This window comes from Nonomuraea sp. NPDC003560 (assembly GCF_042878785.1).
Taxonomy (GTDB): domain Bacteria; phylum Actinomycetota; class Actinomycetes; order Streptosporangiales; family Streptosporangiaceae; genus Nonomuraea.
Map to the genome: position 1 here is coordinate 1,085,778 of NZ_JBIAOF010000002.1, position 15,541 is coordinate 1,101,318.

Below are 15,541 nucleotides of genomic sequence, written 5' to 3' on the forward strand. Positions count from 1 at the left end.
GGTAGCGCCAGTGACTGGCGTCAAGTAGCGTCAGTCACTGACGTATGCGGTATCCTGCGGAGCGTGCCACGCAGCGGAGCAGAAGCGCGCCGCCGCCTGCAGCAGGCGGCTCTGGAGCTGTACCGGGAACGCGGGTTCGACCGGACCACCACGGCCGAGATCGCCGCCCGGGCCGGCCTCAACGAACGCACGTTCTTCCGGCACTTCCCCGACAAACGCGAGGTGCTCTTCGACGGCGAAGCCGACCTGCGCGCGTCCCTGGTGCAGGCGGTGGCGGAGGCGCCCGACGGTCTCCAGCCGCTCGACCTGCTGCTCCACGCCTTCCGCAAGGTCGAGCACCTCCTTGAGGACAACCGCCCCTTCGCCGAACCACGCCTGCAGGTCATCGCGGCGACGCCGGCACTGCGCGAGCGGGACCTGGCCAAGGCCGCGTCGATCGCCGAAGCCGTGGCCGAAGCGCTGCGGCAGCGCGGTGTCGCCGACCGGTCGGCCCGCCTGGCCGCTCAGATCGGGTGGGCCACCTTCCACCAAGCGGCCCAGGCATGGATCGACGATTCCTCGCAGAGCCTGGACGCGCACCTCCTGCAAGCCTTCAGCGACCTGCGCGCCCTCTGCCGGACCACCCTGGCCGACCGGCCACCGGCACCCTCCACCAAGGCACCCCCAACGCCTGAAGCGCGCCTGCGGTGATCTCGCGGGACCGTGATCCCGACCCCGACAACAGCACCCCTGACGCCTCCCCGGACCTCACCTGCCCCGGTCTCGGGCCTGTCGCGGGCAGCCGGGTGCGCATTGCCGGCCTCTTCGGCGGCGGCCTGCACAGCACCACCCCGGACGGTTGGTGCCTCGACGTCGTCAGCCCCGAATGGCCGAACGCCCGCGTCCTGCTCTCCGCGGGCGGCGACATCTATGTTGCCACCAGCAGCGATCTCACCCTCTGGACACGGTCAACGCTCGACCTTCGGGCATGAGCGCCCGGCCTGACCTCGCCCGATCGTCCTCGGCGCCAGGCTTGCGCCAGGAACAGCTCAGAATCGCCGCCCGCCGATATTTCCATCCGTGCTGGTCAAGCGGCGTATGACTACTGTCTGCCGCGAAGAGTAACGACCCGTATCGGCTGCGGTCAGGCGGGTGCCCGCCGCCCTGGGTGGGTGGCGGGCACGGATTCGGGTCCAGGTGTCAGCGCAGGGGGAAGGCGCGGGTGGTGGTCTGTTCGACCTTGTTGCCTTCGGTGTCCCAGGCTTCGGCCTTGAGGGTTACGGCGCCCTTCGTATCCGCGAGGGCGGGGTAGGTGAGTGTGGTGGTGTAGACGCCGGAACGTACCCGGCGGACCTTGGCGTCCTTCCAGGTCTGGCCGTCGTCGGTGCTGTAGGCCAGCTTCAGCCCCGCGACGGACGGCATCCGCTCGGCCGACGGGGAGTGGGTCACGTCGATCTGGAACGTGTGCCGGCCACCGGCCCGTACGGAGGTGTCCAGGGCCTGGGTGTCACGCAGGTCGTAGCCGACGAACACCAGCGGCTGCGGGTTGCACGAACCGGACGAGCCCATGGTCGGGTGGCAGGCGGTCGTGGGCGGGACGGTGTCCTCGTCGCGGGCCCTGGAGTGGAAGGTCCAGGCGTTGACGGAGCCCGAGCCGCTCTGTTCGAGCCGGTAGACGCCCTCCTCCTTGGGCAACGTGAACATCGGGAACGCGGCTCCGGCGACGCGCGGGACCTCCTTGCCGTCCCTGAACAGCTTCGCGTCGGTGTTGACGCTGCCGCCGGTCATGGCCAGCCGCCCGTCGCCGGTCACGAAGGTGTAGGCGGGCAGGAACGTGTCGCCGCGCCGGCACATCGCGCACAAGACCTTCTGCTCGACGCCGGGGACCTCCGGGATCACCATGCCGCCCGGGGTGGCCGGGCCGGTGCCCCAGCGCCTGGTCTCCCTGCCGGGCTTCTCGATCGTCGTCGCCAGTCCCCAGGTCTTCGTGCCGGTGCCGCTGACGGTTCCCTCGCGCAGCGTGTCCGCGCCGGACAGGCTGAAGTACTCGATCCGCCTGGAGGGGGCGGCGAAGTGGAAGGCCGTCGAGAACGTGACCCGCTCCAGCGGCTTGCGGCTGTGCCAGATCTCCATCTGGTTGTCGAGGCTCATCGGCGTGTGGTACGCGGTGTCCACGGCCCGCAGGCGGCTGTCGGTGAAGCGGTAGTCGGGGTCGGGGACCCTGCCGTCCGCGTACTCCAGGAGCTGGTAGGTGTAGTCGATGATCGGGTGGCTGGCGATCTCCAGCGTGACCGGGCCGTCCGCGAGCTGGGCGCGGAGCCGGTCGCCGACGGCCTTGAAGATCTGGACCACCGGCAGTTCCGGCTTTTCGTCCCCGCCGGGCCAGGCGGGGATCGAGCAGCCGGGGTACACGCGGTTGGCGAAGAGCACGACCCCGGCGGCGCCCGCGGCCTTCAGCGCCCGGAGACGGTCGAGTTCGATGACGCAGGTGTCATCGGGGTCGATCGTCATCAGCGCGAGCTTGCCGCGCAGGTCGCCCTGCGGGTTCGCGCCGCCGCCGACGTACGCGAGGTCGTAGCGGCGGGTGCCGGCCGGGAACGGGATGTCCCAGCCGAGGTCGAGGCTCAGCCCACGGTCGAAGTACTCATAGGTTCTGGCGTCGATCGCGTACTTCCGCGGGGACACGGCGCGCACGGCCAGTTGCGGGTTGGCGGCCGTGGCCTGCATCGAGAACAGCAGCTTCCCCTTGGTGACCTTCTTGGTGGGGCTGATGTACCAGTCGTTCATGCCCAGGGCGCCCATGCTCCCGGACGACAGCGAGGTGCCGTCCCAGGCTGTGCGCAGGAAGGAGATGGTGCCTCTGGCGTGCCGCCAGTCGATCGGCTTGGGCGTCCTGACGCGCAGCAGCACGGCTTCGCGGGCGTCGAGGGTGATCTCGGCTCCCCCCTCCGGCACGACCACCTCGGGGTCGTACAGCTGGGCGACGGGGGGAGGCCCGCTGTCGGTCGTGTTGTGCTGGACGCCGGCCTGGACGCTGTAGGTGCCCGGCTCGACCATGTAGCGGTAGACGCCGTCGCTGACGAACTCGCCCGAGCTGACGCCGTAGGTGTCGGGGACGTCGACCGCGCTCGCGGCCACCCAGGTCACCATCGGCGAGGGCGGGTTGCCGTACCTGTCGATGAGGTGCACGGTCAGCGGCACCTTCTTGGGCCCTCGGCGCAGCCCGACCGGGGTCGTGACGTGCGTACCGGACGGGCCCGTGGCGACCACGGCGCCGGTGTGGCCGCCCTTGGGCAGGCCGTCCGGGCGCAGGGTGACGGTGACGGACGCGGTGCCGCCCGCCGGGACGGTGACCGACGGGGCGCTGAACGTCAGCGCGTCCTTGGCCTCGCCCAGTGCGGCGGCGAGGGTCAGCGTCACCTCGGCGGCGCCGTCGTTGGCGTAGGTGACGGTCTTGTCCACGGTGTCGTTCACGTCTACGGGGATGACGCCGTAGTCCAGGTTCGGCGTGGTGGAGACGACGGTCTGGGAGACGGCCCTGGCCACGTCGACGCGGCCGGCGCCCTGCTCGTAGGCGGAGTATCCGGCGTCCTTGGCGGTCGACATCAGCGCCGCCTTGAGCCGCCGGCCGTCCCAGGACGGATGTTCCTGGGCCAGCAGCGCGGCCGCGCCCGCGACGTGCGGGGTCGCCATCGAGGTGCCGTTCAGGCTGGTGTAGAGGGCGTCGACCGGGGTGCCCAGCGAGGTCCCGGCGGCGCGGGCGGCGACGATGCCCACGCCCGGGGCGGCGATGTCCGGCTTGAGCGCGCCGTCCACGGCCCTCGGCCCGCGGCTGGAGAAGCTCGCGAGCCGGTCGGACTTGTCGGTGGCGGCGACCGTCAGCGCGGACGCGGCGGCGCCGGGCGCGCCGATCGTCTCCTTGCCGGGGCCGTCGTTGCCCGCGGCGACCACGAACAGCGCGCCCGTCGAGGCGCTCAGGTCGTTGACGGACTGGGACAGCGGGTCGGTGCCGTCGGTGGGGTTGCCGCCGAGGCTCATCGAGACGATCTTCGCCTTCTTCTCGGTGGCGGCCCACTCCATGCCGGCGATGATGTCGGAGGTGTCGCCCGAGCCCGAGTCGCCCAGCACCTTGCCGATGACGAGCCGGGCGCCGGGGGCGACGCCCTTGCGCGTGCCGTCCGAGCCCGCGCCCGAGCCCCCCACGGTCGCGGCGACGTGGGTGCCGTGGCCGTGGTGGTCGGTCACCTCCTGGCCCTCGACGAAGCTGCGGCTGTCGGCGATCCGGCCGGCCAGGTCGGGGTGGCTGGCGTCGACGCCGGTGTCCAGCACGGCGACCGTCGTGCCCGAGCCGTCGAAGCCGGCCTGCCACGCCTCGGGGGCGCCGATCAGCGGCACGCTCTCGGCCAGGTCCGCCTTGACCTTGGCGTCCAGCCAGACCTTGCCGACGCCGCCGGCCAGCTTCGTCCTGCCACTGGCCGAGTCGCGCAGGGTGGCCCAGAAGTCGTCCGCCTTCGCCTTGTCGACCGTGAGCGCGGCGCCGTGGATGCTCGGCAGCGACCGGGTGGCGGTGCTGTCGGGCAGGGCGCGGGCGGTGCTCTTCTGGGCGCCCTGGTACTGGACGATCAGCGGCAGGCGGTCGGCCGTGCCGTCGGCGTAGCCGTTCTCGGCCAGGTAGCGGACGTCGAACAGTTTGAGGTCCAGGACGCCCGCGTCGAGGGCGGGCTGGGCGTCGTCCGGGATCACGAAGATCCCCTCCGGGCCGGCCTCGCTGCGGAACAACGGGGTGTGACCGTCGGGGCGGCGGACGGCCTCGGGGGTCGCGGTGTAGCGTCCGTCGCCGTCCCTGGTGAGGCGGACGGTGTCGCCGGTGATCAGGGTGAGGTTCCATTCGCCGCCCGCGGCGCCGGGGAGCGTGCCGACGCCTGGGCCGCCCTCATCAGGCGCGGCGAGGGCCGTCGCCGGGGTGAGCAGGCCCGCGGCCAGTGCCGCTACGGCCGCGCCCGCTGACACGCGCGGCCACGGCCGCCTCCTGGTGGTTGGCATCGGGGGTTCTGCCTCTCTCCTCATGCGTCGACCCAGCCCTCTTCGAGTTCGGCCTCGGGTTCGGCCTCGGGCTCGGGTGTGTCCTGCTCGTCCTTCGGATCGGGCTCTTCGGGCATGCGCCTAGCGTCACAGGAGCGACAGATGGCTACCTATGGGGCAAACACCCCAATAGTCAGGCGTCGAGGCGGTGCGCCAGCCCCGCGCGGGAGCGCAGGCCCAGCTTGCGCATGGCCGACCCCAGGTGCTTGTCCACGGTCTTGGCCGACAGGAACAGCTCCTTGGCGATCTCCTTGTTGGTCAGGCCGGTGGCGGCCAGCCTGGCCACCGCGTCCTCCCTGGGGGAGAGCGCGGACCCGTAACCGCGCGGGCCGCCGCGATGCCGGGCCGGTACGGGCAGGCCCCAGCGCCTGCTCAGCCGGCCCGCCCGGTCGAGGTCCCAGGCGGCGCCGAGCCCGCCGTACGCGTGCAGGGCGGCCTCCAGCATCGACGCCCCCCGCTCGTCACCGGCGGTGAGCAGCAGCCCGGCCGCGTGCTCGCGCGCCTGCGCCGCCTCGTACGGCGCCCCCAGCCGTTCGTACGACGCCGCCGCGTCCATGAAGCGCACGGCGTCGGCGGACAGGAAGCCCCACGCATGGTCGAGCGCCGCCCGTGCGAGCGGCGCGTCCAGCGCGGCGAGCTCGCCTTCGAGACGTGACACCAGCTCCCCGGCCTCCTCGGCCCTGCCCAGCCCCACCAGGGCTTCGACCAGCGCGGGAACCGCCCGAACGGCCACCGGCCACAACCCCTTGGCCGCCCACAACGAGAACGCCTCGCCGGTACGCGCCACGGCCTCCCCGGCCCGGTCCTGTGCGACGGCCAGCCGCAGCAGCGCGCTCACCGGTAGTGCGAGCACGTCGGCCGCGCCCGTCTCCAGGTTCGCGCGCACCAGGTCGTCGAGCCGCGCGGCGTCGGCCCGCCCGCGCGCGAGGGCCAGGCAGCCGGACACGGTGTCCGCGGTGAGCCGGTAACTGGGCAGGTCGGCGAAACGCACCCGCAACGCTTCGAGCTCGTCCGCCACGCCGTCCCAGGAGCCCCGGCAGTACGCCAGAGCCGCCAGGTTCAACCGGCACCTGGACTCGATCAGGCCGGTGACGTCGTGCTCGGCCGCCTCGGCCAGCGCGGCGTCCAGCAGGCGGTACGCGGTGTCGTGATGCCCGGCCAGGCAGGCGACCTCGCCGATCGAGTCGTAGGCCACCACCTCCCACCGGTTCGTCGGACGGCCGCCGGTCCGCGCCACGACCTGCGCGGTCAGGCTCGCCCCGCGCGGGTCGCCGACGAGGGTCAGCACCATGGCGACCTTGCCGAGCACGGAGATGCGCCGCTCGGGCTCCGCGATCTCGGGCAGCCGTTCGAGCGCCAGGTCGAGCCAGCGCAGGTGCTCGGCGAGCGGGACACCAGGGGTTCTCGGCATGCCCAGGCCCACCATCGCGTACGCGGCCAGCACCGGTCGGTCGGCGAGATCGGCGACCGCCTCGATCATGGCCCCGCGGGTGAGCTCCGGCGCGGCGCCCCCGGCCTCCAGCTTCAGCCCGATGAGGTAGTTCAGCTCGCCGCGCACCGGTCCGGGCGGCTGGCGGGCGGCGGCGGCGCGCAGCAGGCCGATGAGCTCGTCGGCGCCCAGCGCGTAACCGCCCGCCCAGCCCAGTTTCGCCGCGAGCCTGCCCTCGCGTTCCGGGTCGAGGGGCGCGTGCCGCAGGACCGCCTCCAGCAGGCGTTCGGCCTCCGCGTCGTTGGCGAGGGCCACGGCCTGGTCGGCCGCCTTCTCCGCGGCGTCCACCCACGCGTCGTGCCGGCCGGCGTGACGGTGGTGGTGGGCGATCTGGCCGAGCGGCGTGGGATTCTGCCGCGCCACCGCCTTGGCCGCGCGGACGTGCAGGTCCTGGCGCCTGGGCAGCGGGATGCTCCCGTACACCGCCTGGACGGCCAGCGCGTGCCGGAAGCCCGCCGTGCCGGCGTGCTCGGCGAACAGGCCGCGGTCGAGGAGCTCGTCCAGGCCCTCGTGGGCGTCCTGCTCCGGTACGCGGCAGGTGGCCACGAGATCGGGCACCGGCACGGCCACCCGCAGCACCGCCGCGGCCTCCGCCACCGCCTGCGCGTTCGCGCTCAGGCCGCGCACCCGTTCCAGTACGGAGTCCCGCACCCCGGCCGGTACGCCGAGCTCGTCGAGCGTCTTGCGCGCCCACCTGGTACCGCGCTGGACCAGGACGCCGCGGGCCCGCAGCAGCGCGACCAGCTCCTGGATGGCGTACGGCAGGCCCGACGTACGCTCGCACAGGTAGGCAGCGAACTCGTCCGACACCTGCGCGGTGCCCAGGATCGAGGCCGTCAGCTCGTTCGTCCGGGCGGCGTCCAGCGGGGCCAGCACGAGGTGGGCATGGGCGAGCTCAGGACGTAACCGCGCGGTGAGCGCCCGCAGACCGGGACCAGCCTCCTCACCGCGGAACGTGAGCACGAGGACGAGCCCGGGCGGCGGGTCGGCGAGCAGGTAGCCGAGGAACTCGACCGTCTGCTCGTCGGCCCAGTGCAGATCCTCCAGCACCAGGACGACCCGGCCGAGCGCGGCGAGCAGCTCCGCGAGCCCGCGGAACACGCGATGCCGCAGCCCGGCGGGGTCGTCCAGCGGGCCGGGCTCGACCGGGAGGACGGCGGCGAGCTCGGGCAGCAGCGGGCGCAGCGCGCCGGTCACCGGCGACAGGCCGCCCTCGGGCAACCTCCCGGCCGCGCCGCGCAACGCCTCGATCACGGGCCCGAGCGGGAACGGCTCCCGAATCTGCGGGCACCCGCCGACGAGCGGCGGCCGATCAGGCGGTTCGGCGGCGAGCGGCGGCCGGTCACGCAGTTCGGCGGCCAGTTCGCTGACCAGCCGCGTCTTGCCGATGCCGGCCTCGCCCTCGATCATGACGACGGCCGGGGGACGCCGCACCGCCGCCCGCAGCCGCCGCAGCTCCGCGTCCCGGCCGACGAGGACGGGCGAGATCACCCGCTCCGCCGCCATTTCGGCATCGTCCATAATCGAGCCATTGAAGCGCCGCCCGCATGAAATGTCACGTCTGTCTTACCTGGCGGCTGACCCATGGGGCTCGGCCGCCGCGACGGGGGTGGCCGCGCGGCCCGTCCTGTCCGAGCTCCTGGGCGGCGAGGTGCACCGATTCTGGGTCAGACGGGCGAAACCCAGGCGGGCCGCAACCTGGGCGGCCCGCCGCCGGTCCGGTCTGTGGTCTACGTCGACCCGGATCCGACATATACAACGCCACCCAGATCTCCATGAGCCCGGTCCGTGGCCGATCGGCTCAGCGGCGGACGCGGTAGCGGATGTGGGTGGCCTCTGGGGTGTCGATCACCTGAATGATCTCCAACTCGATCTCCGACGGCAGGACGTCGAACAACCGGCGCCCTGCGCCCAGGAGTACTGGGATGTGATGGATCTGCACTTCATCCAGCACCCCGGCCTGGAGGGCCTGCTGCACCGTGTACGCGCCACCACGAATCTGGACGTCCCGTTCCCCGGCGGCGGCCTTCGCCTGCGCCATCGCGCTTTCGATCCCGTCGTTCACGTAGGTCACCAGCGGATAGCCCCACCTGGCCGCCGGGCCGGGCGGCCGGTGGCTGGGGACGAAGGTCGGCAGACCGCCATGAGAGCCGCCCCAGTGGTCCATGAGCTCAGCGGTCCGCCGTCCCGCGAGGATCGCACCAGCCCTGTTCCATTATCGAGGCGGCGGTCGGCACACCCCCCGACCTGAGCGGGGCGGCCGGCTGGCGGGCCAGGCTGGAGGAGTACGCCCGCGGACTGTCCACCGTCTGGCGGTGCCACCCCTGGCTGCCGTCGATCACCGTGGGCGACCGTGTCATGGGCCCACGTGAGACCGCATGGACCGAAACAGCCCTCAGCGCCCTCACCGACACCCCCCTGACCGAACGCGAACGACTCGACGCCGTCATGATGGTGTCCCACCACATCCGCGCCACCCACCCGGCCGCCACCCAAGGCACTCAGACCTGGACGGACGGCAGCGCCGCCCCCATCATGCGCGACCTGCTACTCCTCAACGCCGGCCGCTTCCCGCTGCTGGCCACCACCGTGGCCATCCCCTCAACCACCACCACCCGCGAATTCGGCCTCCTCGCCCTCCTCGACGGCCTCGAACGCGCCATCACTCAACGCACCCACAACAGCGGCGACGAACCAACCCCTACGAGCGCCAGATCGTCCATCGCCCCGGCGAAAGCCCGACGCTAGTGCTGTGACCGGATGGAAGTGCCGAGCGGGCCTCGGTGGGGTTCGTGGAGCCGTTCGGGCTGGAGGAGGCGGCCGGCTGGTGGCGCGAGCAGGCGGCGGTGGTCGCCGGGACGGGCTGATGGTCTGGGGGGCCGCGACGCCGGCGGCGTCGTGGTCGCGACGATCAGCCTCGCCCTTCTTCTACAAGCGGTTCACAACATCTCGGTGAGCGCGTCGAGGTCGGCCAGGCGGCCGGCGGGAGCGAGGCGGGCCGCCACGGCGACCAGCAGCAGCTCGGTGACGGCGATCTGGTGCGCGAGCGGCGCGATCGGCCCGGCGGCCTCGCGCGGCAGCCTGATCAGCACCTCCGCCCGCGCCGCGAGCGGCGACTCCCCGGCGTCGGTGATCAGCGCCAGCCGCGCCCCGCGGGCGCACGCGGCCTCGGTGAAGCGGGCCGTCGCGGGGGAGTAGCGCCGGAAGTCGTACGCGACCACGGCCGCAGAACCGCCCAGGTCGAGCAGCGTACGGGCACGCGCGGACGCCGAGTCGGGCACCCGATGCGCCCCCGGACGCAGGCCGGCGAGCTGCCTGATCAGGTATTCGGCGGCCAGCTCGCTGAGCGGCCCGCCGAGCGCCCAGACCGACGCGGCTCCGGCCAGCAGGTCGCCGACGGCGTCGAGCAGGGGCTCGGTGACGGCGGCGAGGGTGCTGTCGAGCCCGGCACGCAGGTCTTCGGCGGCCCGCCGGGTGCCGGGCGGACGGGCGACGAACTCGCGTAGGCGCGACCGGTCGCGGACGCCGTCGCGCACGGCCGCCTGGAACCCGGCGAACCCCGCGTACCCGAGCCGGTCGAACAGCCGGGAGGCGGTCGGCGGGCTGACCCCGGCCCGCTCGGCGAGCGCGCGCAGCGAGCCGAGCGCGGCGAAGGGGTGGTCGTCGAGCAGCGCCCGTACGACGGCCCGCTCGCCCGGTGGCAGCTCGGGGTAGACCGCGCTGAGCCGGTTCGTCACCGGATCCTCATCCATGCTGACAAATGTTACGCGTGGCGGAGTGAATGAAACAAGTGTTACGGTCGCCGGTATGAGTACCTGGAACGGACTGATCGACAGCGGCTACCGGCGCTGGCTCCCGGTCACCCCCGACACGCCCGCCGTCTCGCTCAACGAGGGCAACACCCCGCTGCTGCGCTCGGCGCACCTGTCCGCGGTGACCGGCTGCGAGGTCTGGCTGAAGGTCGAGGGCGCCAACCCCACGGGGTCGTTCAAGGACCGCGGGATGACCGTGGCGATCAGCAGGGCCGCCGAGGCCGGCGCCGAGCTTGCCGTGTGCGCCTCCACCGGCAACACCAGCGCCTCGGCCGCCGCCTACGCCGCGCGCGCCGGGCTGACGGCCGCCGTGCTCGTGCCGAAGGGGCGGGTCGCGCTCGCCAAGCTGGGGCAGGCGGTCCGTTACGGCGCGCGGATCGTCGAGATCGACGGCACGTTCGACGACTGCCTGCGCGTCGCCCGCGAGCTCGCCGCCCACCACCCGATCGCGCTGGTCAACTCGGTCGGCAACGAGCTGCGCCTGGCGGGGCAGCGCACGGTCGCCTACGAGATCGTGGACGCGCTCGGCGACGCGCCCGACATCCACTGCCTGCCCGTCGGGAACGGCGGCAACATCACCGCCACCTGGGGCGGCTACCGCGCCTACGAGCAGGAGGGGCTGTCCGGCCGGTCGCCGCGCATGTGGGGCTTCCAGGCGGCGGGGGCCGCGCCGCTCGTCCACGGCACGCCGGTCGCCGATCCCGAGACCGCGGCGAGCGCGATCCGCATCGGCAGCCCGGCCACCTGGGACGGCGCGCTCGACGCCCGCGACCGGTCCGGCGGGCTGATCGCCGCGGTGACCGACGCGCAGATCTTCGAGGCGTACGAGCTGGTCGCCAGGCGCGACGGCGTCTTCGCCGAGCCCGCCTCGGCCGCCGGGATCGCCGGCCTCCTCGACCAGCACGCCCGGGGCAACCTCGCGCCGGGCCGGCGGATCGTGATCACGCTGAGCGGCAACGGCCTGAAAGACCAGGACGCCTCCCTGCGCGGCGGCTACACCGCGACGGAAACCAGTTCGGCCACCTCGGCCGTGGCCCAAGCCCTCGGCCTCGCCGCCTGATCCCGGGCGCGCCGATGGGCGCGGGATTCCTGCGTTACTCCTTCGATCGGTCGCGCACGAGCGGCACACGGATCCGTCTGCCGGCGTGCTCGATGACGGCCAGGATGTACTGGCGCTGCCCGTTCAGGTGATGGTGTGGTTCTCCCGAACCAGACGCAGGATGAGGGCACGGATGGAGCGGACCGTGGGTGGGCGGCCAGGCCGCTTCGGCCGACAGGTACCAGCGTGACGACGTCTCATCAGATCGCGATGCCGGCGCGACTCGCGCCGCGCCGCGAAGCCTCCAGATGGCCATGACCTGGACGGATGTCATCATTGGCAGGCGCAGTGTCCCCGTCCCGGAGGGAGGACACCGCGTCCAGCAGTGCGGCCGGTCGTCGGTGGCGAGCTTGCCGCCTACAGGTCCGATTCGCGCCGGATGCATCCTGTCGGGGGCGGACATGATGAGCGCATGATGGCAGAAGCAATGACGAATGACGGTCCGGCTTCGGGGGGCGACGAGGGCAGGAGCGCACTGGCAGTGCTGGAGAGGTTCTACCGGGCGGAAGTCGCCTATATCGCCGCAGGGGGCTTCGGCAAGGCCGACTTCGGCCAGCTTGCCGAGTGCCTGGACCCAGAGGTCGTGATGTACCAGGCGGACTCCCTGCCCTACGGGGGCATCTGGCGCGGACCGAGCGGCATCGAGCAGTTCATGGCCGCCATGAGCGAGGCATGGCAGTCCCTGGAGTTCCTGGAGCAGAAGTATGTGGTCGACGGCGACAGTGTCGTGGTCTGGAACCGCGGCATCCTGCGCGCCCGCGCCACCGGCCGGGCCTTGGAGACCTCGGTGATGCAGCTGATGACGATCAAGGATGATCGCATCACCGAGATACACCCGTTCTACCTGGACACTTCTGCGGTCCTGAACGCCCTACGCCCGGACGACGACGTCTAGCTGTCCTGTCCCGTGAGGTTGAGTACGCGGCCGGCTGGTGGCAGGCCTGCCAGTGCAGCACCTCGCCCGGCGCCCCGAACGCCTCCACAAAGGCCAGGCAGACCGCACGGCCAGTGGCCCGCACCACCGCCTTGGCGATCACACAGAAGCGCGAGCGGTCGCCGACGCCGGTCACCACCCATGCCCGCCGACGCCGCCGACACAGCCCGGTACCGCTGTTCGACAACGGGCATGTCCACCAGGGCCATTCCCGCCTTCCTGACGCGCGACGCCGCAACAACGCACGACGGACGGGCCGAAGGCAGCACCTGTCACCCATGTCTTGGGATCGACCTGTCCAGCATGTCGCGGGACAGGACACGGATGAAAACATGACACAAGGCGTCGGGTTTCAGGGTGATCATCAATGCACCGGTCGGCGCCGATGTGGGTGTGGACCGGGGGCCTCATGGATGGGGGCCCGGTCTTGATCTGCGGCATGGGCCGAATCCAGACCGGCCGGGTGCCGAGGGGTCTGATCAAACGGCCGCGTAGTGGCGGAATCGACTTGTTCGACATGGGTGGGCGTCCGTCCGCCTGTGTTCTGCTGTGTTGCGAGAGGGTGGATCAAGGTTGACTGCGTTCGTACGGGACGTCGCCAGTATGGGGCGAGAGGCCATCGAGGTGGTGGGGGCTCGTACCAACAATCTGCGGGACGTGTCGGTGAGCATCCCCAAGGGGTGGCTCACCGCCTTCACCGGGGTGAGCGGCAGCGGCAAGACCTCGCTGGCCATCGACACCCTGCACAACGAGGCCCAGCTGCGCTACCTGGAGGGGCTTTCGCCGTTCGTACGGCAGTACATCACCCAGCGCAATCGGCCGAAGGTCGACCGCATCCTGGGACTCGGCGCGACGCTCGCGGTCGACCAGCGCCGCCTGAACCGCAACCCCCGGTCCACGGTCGCGACGATCACCGGCATCGACGGGCATCTGGGACTGCTGTACTCGCGCCTTCCGGGAATCGGCGCGGACCCGGCGGCGCAGAGCGTCAACGGGCATCTGACGACCGCTCATTTCGACCGCAACACCCCGGAAGGCAGCTGCGCGGACTGTCACGGCGTGGGCGGGCGCTGGCAGGCGCAGGAGGACCTCATCATCACCCGTCCGGAGCTTCCCCTCTTCGAGGGGGCCTCGCCCTGGTACGCCAGGTGGCGGTCGGGGGAGCACGCGTTCGTGCCGGCGCTCGCCGACAAGCGCGGCGTGGACCTCGGCCTGCCATGGCGGTCGCTGCCGGAGGAGTTCCGCCACTGCGTGCTGTACGGCACAGGTGAGGAGAAGGTCGAGGCGACCGTCGACATGACCAGCAAGAAGGAGACGGTCTCGGTGACCTACACCTCCAGCCAGCCGCTGCGGGGGGCGCTGGCCGAGGTGGAGCGGGTGTTCCTGAACGCCCAGACCGCCAGCGCCAAGCAGCGCTACCTGCCGTACATGCGCAAGCAGCCGTGCGGCACCTGCGGCGGCAGCGGGTACGACCAGGTGGCCCGGTCCGTGCGGCTCGGCGGGCTGACCTTTCCCGACCTGCTCCAGGTGGACGTACGGGAGGTACGCGGCTGGGCCGAGCGGGTGGCCGGCGACCTGGACGTCCGGCAGCGCGAGGTGGGTGAGCCGCTGCTGCAGGACCTGGGCCGCAGACTCGGGATCCTCGACCGCCTCGGCCTGGCCCATCTCCAGCTGTCCCGGAGCGCGGCGACACTGTCCGGGGGCGAGTTGCAGCGAACCCGGCTCGCCGCACAGCTCAGCACCGAGCTCAGCGGCATCGTCTTCGTCCTGGACGAGCCCGGGACCGGGCTGCATCCGGCGGACAAGGCGCACCTGCTCGACATCGCTCTGGAGCTGCGCGAGGCCGGCAACACGGTGCTCCTGGTCGAGCACGACCCCGAACTGATCGCCCGGGCCGACTGGGTGATCGACATGGGGCCCGGCGCGGGCCGCCTCGGCGGTGAGATCCTGGTGTCGGGGCTTCCCGCCGACGCGGCCGCCCACCCCACGTCACTGACCGGACGCTACCTGGCCGGTGAGGGGCCACGGCTGCGCCGGACCCGCCGTCCGGCCGGGGATGACACCGGCTGGGTGGAGCTGCACGGCCTGCGCGCGCACAACGTGACCGCAGACGTGGTGCGTTTCCCCGCCGGTCGGCTCACCTGCCTGACCGGGGTGAGCGGCAGCGGCAAGAGCAGCCTGCTCGGCGCGCTCGCGGCGAGCGTGGAGGCCGCTCTGAACGGGACGACGACCGACGCCGTGCGCCAGGTGACCGGCCTGGAGGGGTTCGACTGGGTCGCCGTCGTCGATCAGGAACCGCTCGGGCGCACGCCGCGATCCAACCCGGCCACCTACAGCAAGGCGTTCGACGTCGTCCGTAAGCTGTTCGCCGAGACCGACATGGCACGCGCACGTGGGGTCAACGCGTCCTGGTTCAGCTTCAACACCGCGGGCGGTGGCCGCTGCGAACCCTGCACCGGTTATGGCCGCAAGCTGGTCGACATGCACTTCCTGCCGGATGTGTGGGTGGTCTGCGACGCATGCCAGGGCCGGCGCTACACGCCGGAGGCCTTGGAGATCAAGTACCAGGGACTGGCCATCGATCAGGTGCTGGAGCTGACCGTCGCCGAGGCGGTGGAGCAGTTCTCCGAACCCCGGCAACTCGCCGAGACCCTGGGAGCCTTGAACCAGGTCGGGCTCGGCTATCTGCAGCTCGGCCAGAGCGCCACGGAGTTGTCCGGCGGCGAGGCGCAGCGGCTGAAGCTGGCCTCCGCCATCCAGCGCGGGGCCGCGGGCCGCAAGGCCGGTCTTGTCGTTCTCGACGAACCCGTCTCGGGCCTGCACCCCTCTGACGTCCAGCGGGTGGTGGACGCGTTCGACGTGTTGCTCGACTCGGGCAACACCGTCGTCGTTGCCGAACATGACATCCCCGTCGCCGCGTCCGCGGACTGGGTGATCGACCTGGGGCCGGGAGCCGGTCCGGACGGGGGCGCGGTGGTCGCGGAGGGCACCCCGGACGCCGTCGCAACCGCGAACACCCCGACCGCCGGCTTCCTCCGGCGGTACGCGGCGGGCCTGCCGCTCCTGGAAGGGCCGCGGCTCGCTGGAACAGGTCGTCGAGGACGATGAGGCTCTTCCGGCCGGGACGGCTGGTGGTGGGGCGCGAA

The 15,541-nt window shown here is 72.2% G+C and carries 11 protein-coding genes; 6 read left to right on the forward strand and 5 right to left on the reverse strand.

Annotated features, from left to right (window positions below):
• Positions 1–63: 63 nt before the first annotated feature.
• Positions 64–690 carry a TetR family transcriptional regulator gene (locus ACFYUV_RS10440; protein WP_387667242.1) on the forward strand — a complete coding sequence of 209 codons (627 nt, stop codon included), beginning with the start codon at positions 64–66 and terminating at the stop codon, positions 688–690.
• A complete protein-coding gene (locus ACFYUV_RS10445; protein WP_387667245.1) occupies positions 687–971 on the forward strand; it encodes a hypothetical protein in 285 nt (94 codons plus the stop codon). Before ACFYUV_RS10440 ends, ACFYUV_RS10445 begins: the two co-directional genes overlap by 4 nt.
• Positions 972–1,179: 208 nt before the next feature.
• On the opposite strand, the gene ACFYUV_RS10450 is transcribed toward ACFYUV_RS10445, so the two are convergent.
• From ACFYUV_RS10450 to ACFYUV_RS10465, 4 genes are all read right to left on the reverse strand, one after another.
• A complete protein-coding gene (locus tag ACFYUV_RS10450; protein WP_387667248.1) occupies positions 1,180–5,022 on the reverse strand; it encodes a S8 family serine peptidase in 3,843 nt (1,280 codons plus the stop codon).
• 172 nt (positions 5,023–5,194) lie between these two features.
• A complete protein-coding gene (locus ACFYUV_RS10455) occupies positions 5,195–8,071 on the reverse strand; it encodes an ATP-binding protein (RefSeq protein WP_387667251.1) in 2,877 nt (958 codons plus the stop codon).
• 280 nt (positions 8,072–8,351) lie between these two features.
• Positions 8,352–8,717 carry a dihydrofolate reductase family protein gene (locus ACFYUV_RS10460; protein WP_387667254.1) on the reverse strand — a complete coding sequence of 122 codons (366 nt, stop codon included), beginning with the start codon at positions 8,715–8,717 and terminating at the stop codon, positions 8,352–8,354.
• A gap of 4 nt (positions 8,718–8,721) precedes the next feature.
• On the reverse strand, positions 8,722–8,910 hold the full coding sequence (locus ACFYUV_RS10465) for a hypothetical protein (RefSeq protein ID WP_387667257.1): 189 nt from the start codon (positions 8,908–8,910) through the stop codon (positions 8,722–8,724).
• On the opposite strand from ACFYUV_RS10465, the gene ACFYUV_RS10470 reads away from it, so the two are divergent.
• Positions 8,849–9,298, forward strand: a complete 450-nt coding sequence (locus ACFYUV_RS10470; protein ID WP_387667493.1) for a TetR/AcrR family transcriptional regulator C-terminal domain-containing protein — start codon at positions 8,849–8,851, stop codon at positions 9,296–9,298. The two genes, ACFYUV_RS10465 and ACFYUV_RS10470, sit on opposite strands and share 62 nt — an antisense overlap.
• Before the next feature lie 191 nt (positions 9,299–9,489).
• Here ACFYUV_RS10470 and ACFYUV_RS10475 read toward each other — a convergent pair whose 3' ends face one another.
• On the reverse strand, positions 9,490–10,302 hold the full coding sequence (locus ACFYUV_RS10475; protein ID WP_387667260.1) for a MurR/RpiR family transcriptional regulator: 813 nt from the start codon (positions 10,300–10,302) through the stop codon (positions 9,490–9,492).
• A 55-nt stretch (positions 10,303–10,357) separates the two neighbouring features.
• Here ACFYUV_RS10475 and thrC point away from each other — a divergent pair, with 55 nt between their 5' ends.
• The 3 genes from thrC to ACFYUV_RS10490 all read left to right on the forward strand — a co-directional run bounded on the left by thrC (position 10,358) and on the right by ACFYUV_RS10490 (position 15,503).
• Complete coding sequence (gene thrC, locus ACFYUV_RS10480) at positions 10,358–11,422, forward strand: threonine synthase (RefSeq protein WP_387667262.1); 1,065 nt, start codon at positions 10,358–10,360, stop codon at positions 11,420–11,422.
• Between the two features lie 451 nt (positions 11,423–11,873).
• Positions 11,874–12,356, forward strand: a complete 483-nt coding sequence (locus ACFYUV_RS10485) for a nuclear transport factor 2 family protein (protein ID WP_387667264.1) — start codon at positions 11,874–11,876, stop codon at positions 12,354–12,356.
• 642 nt (positions 12,357–12,998) lie between these two features.
• Positions 12,999–15,503: an excinuclease ABC subunit UvrA gene (locus tag ACFYUV_RS10490; protein ID WP_387667266.1), complete on the forward strand. Its 2,505-nt coding sequence runs from the start codon at positions 12,999–13,001 to the stop codon at positions 15,501–15,503.
• Positions 15,504–15,541 lie beyond the last annotated feature (38 nt).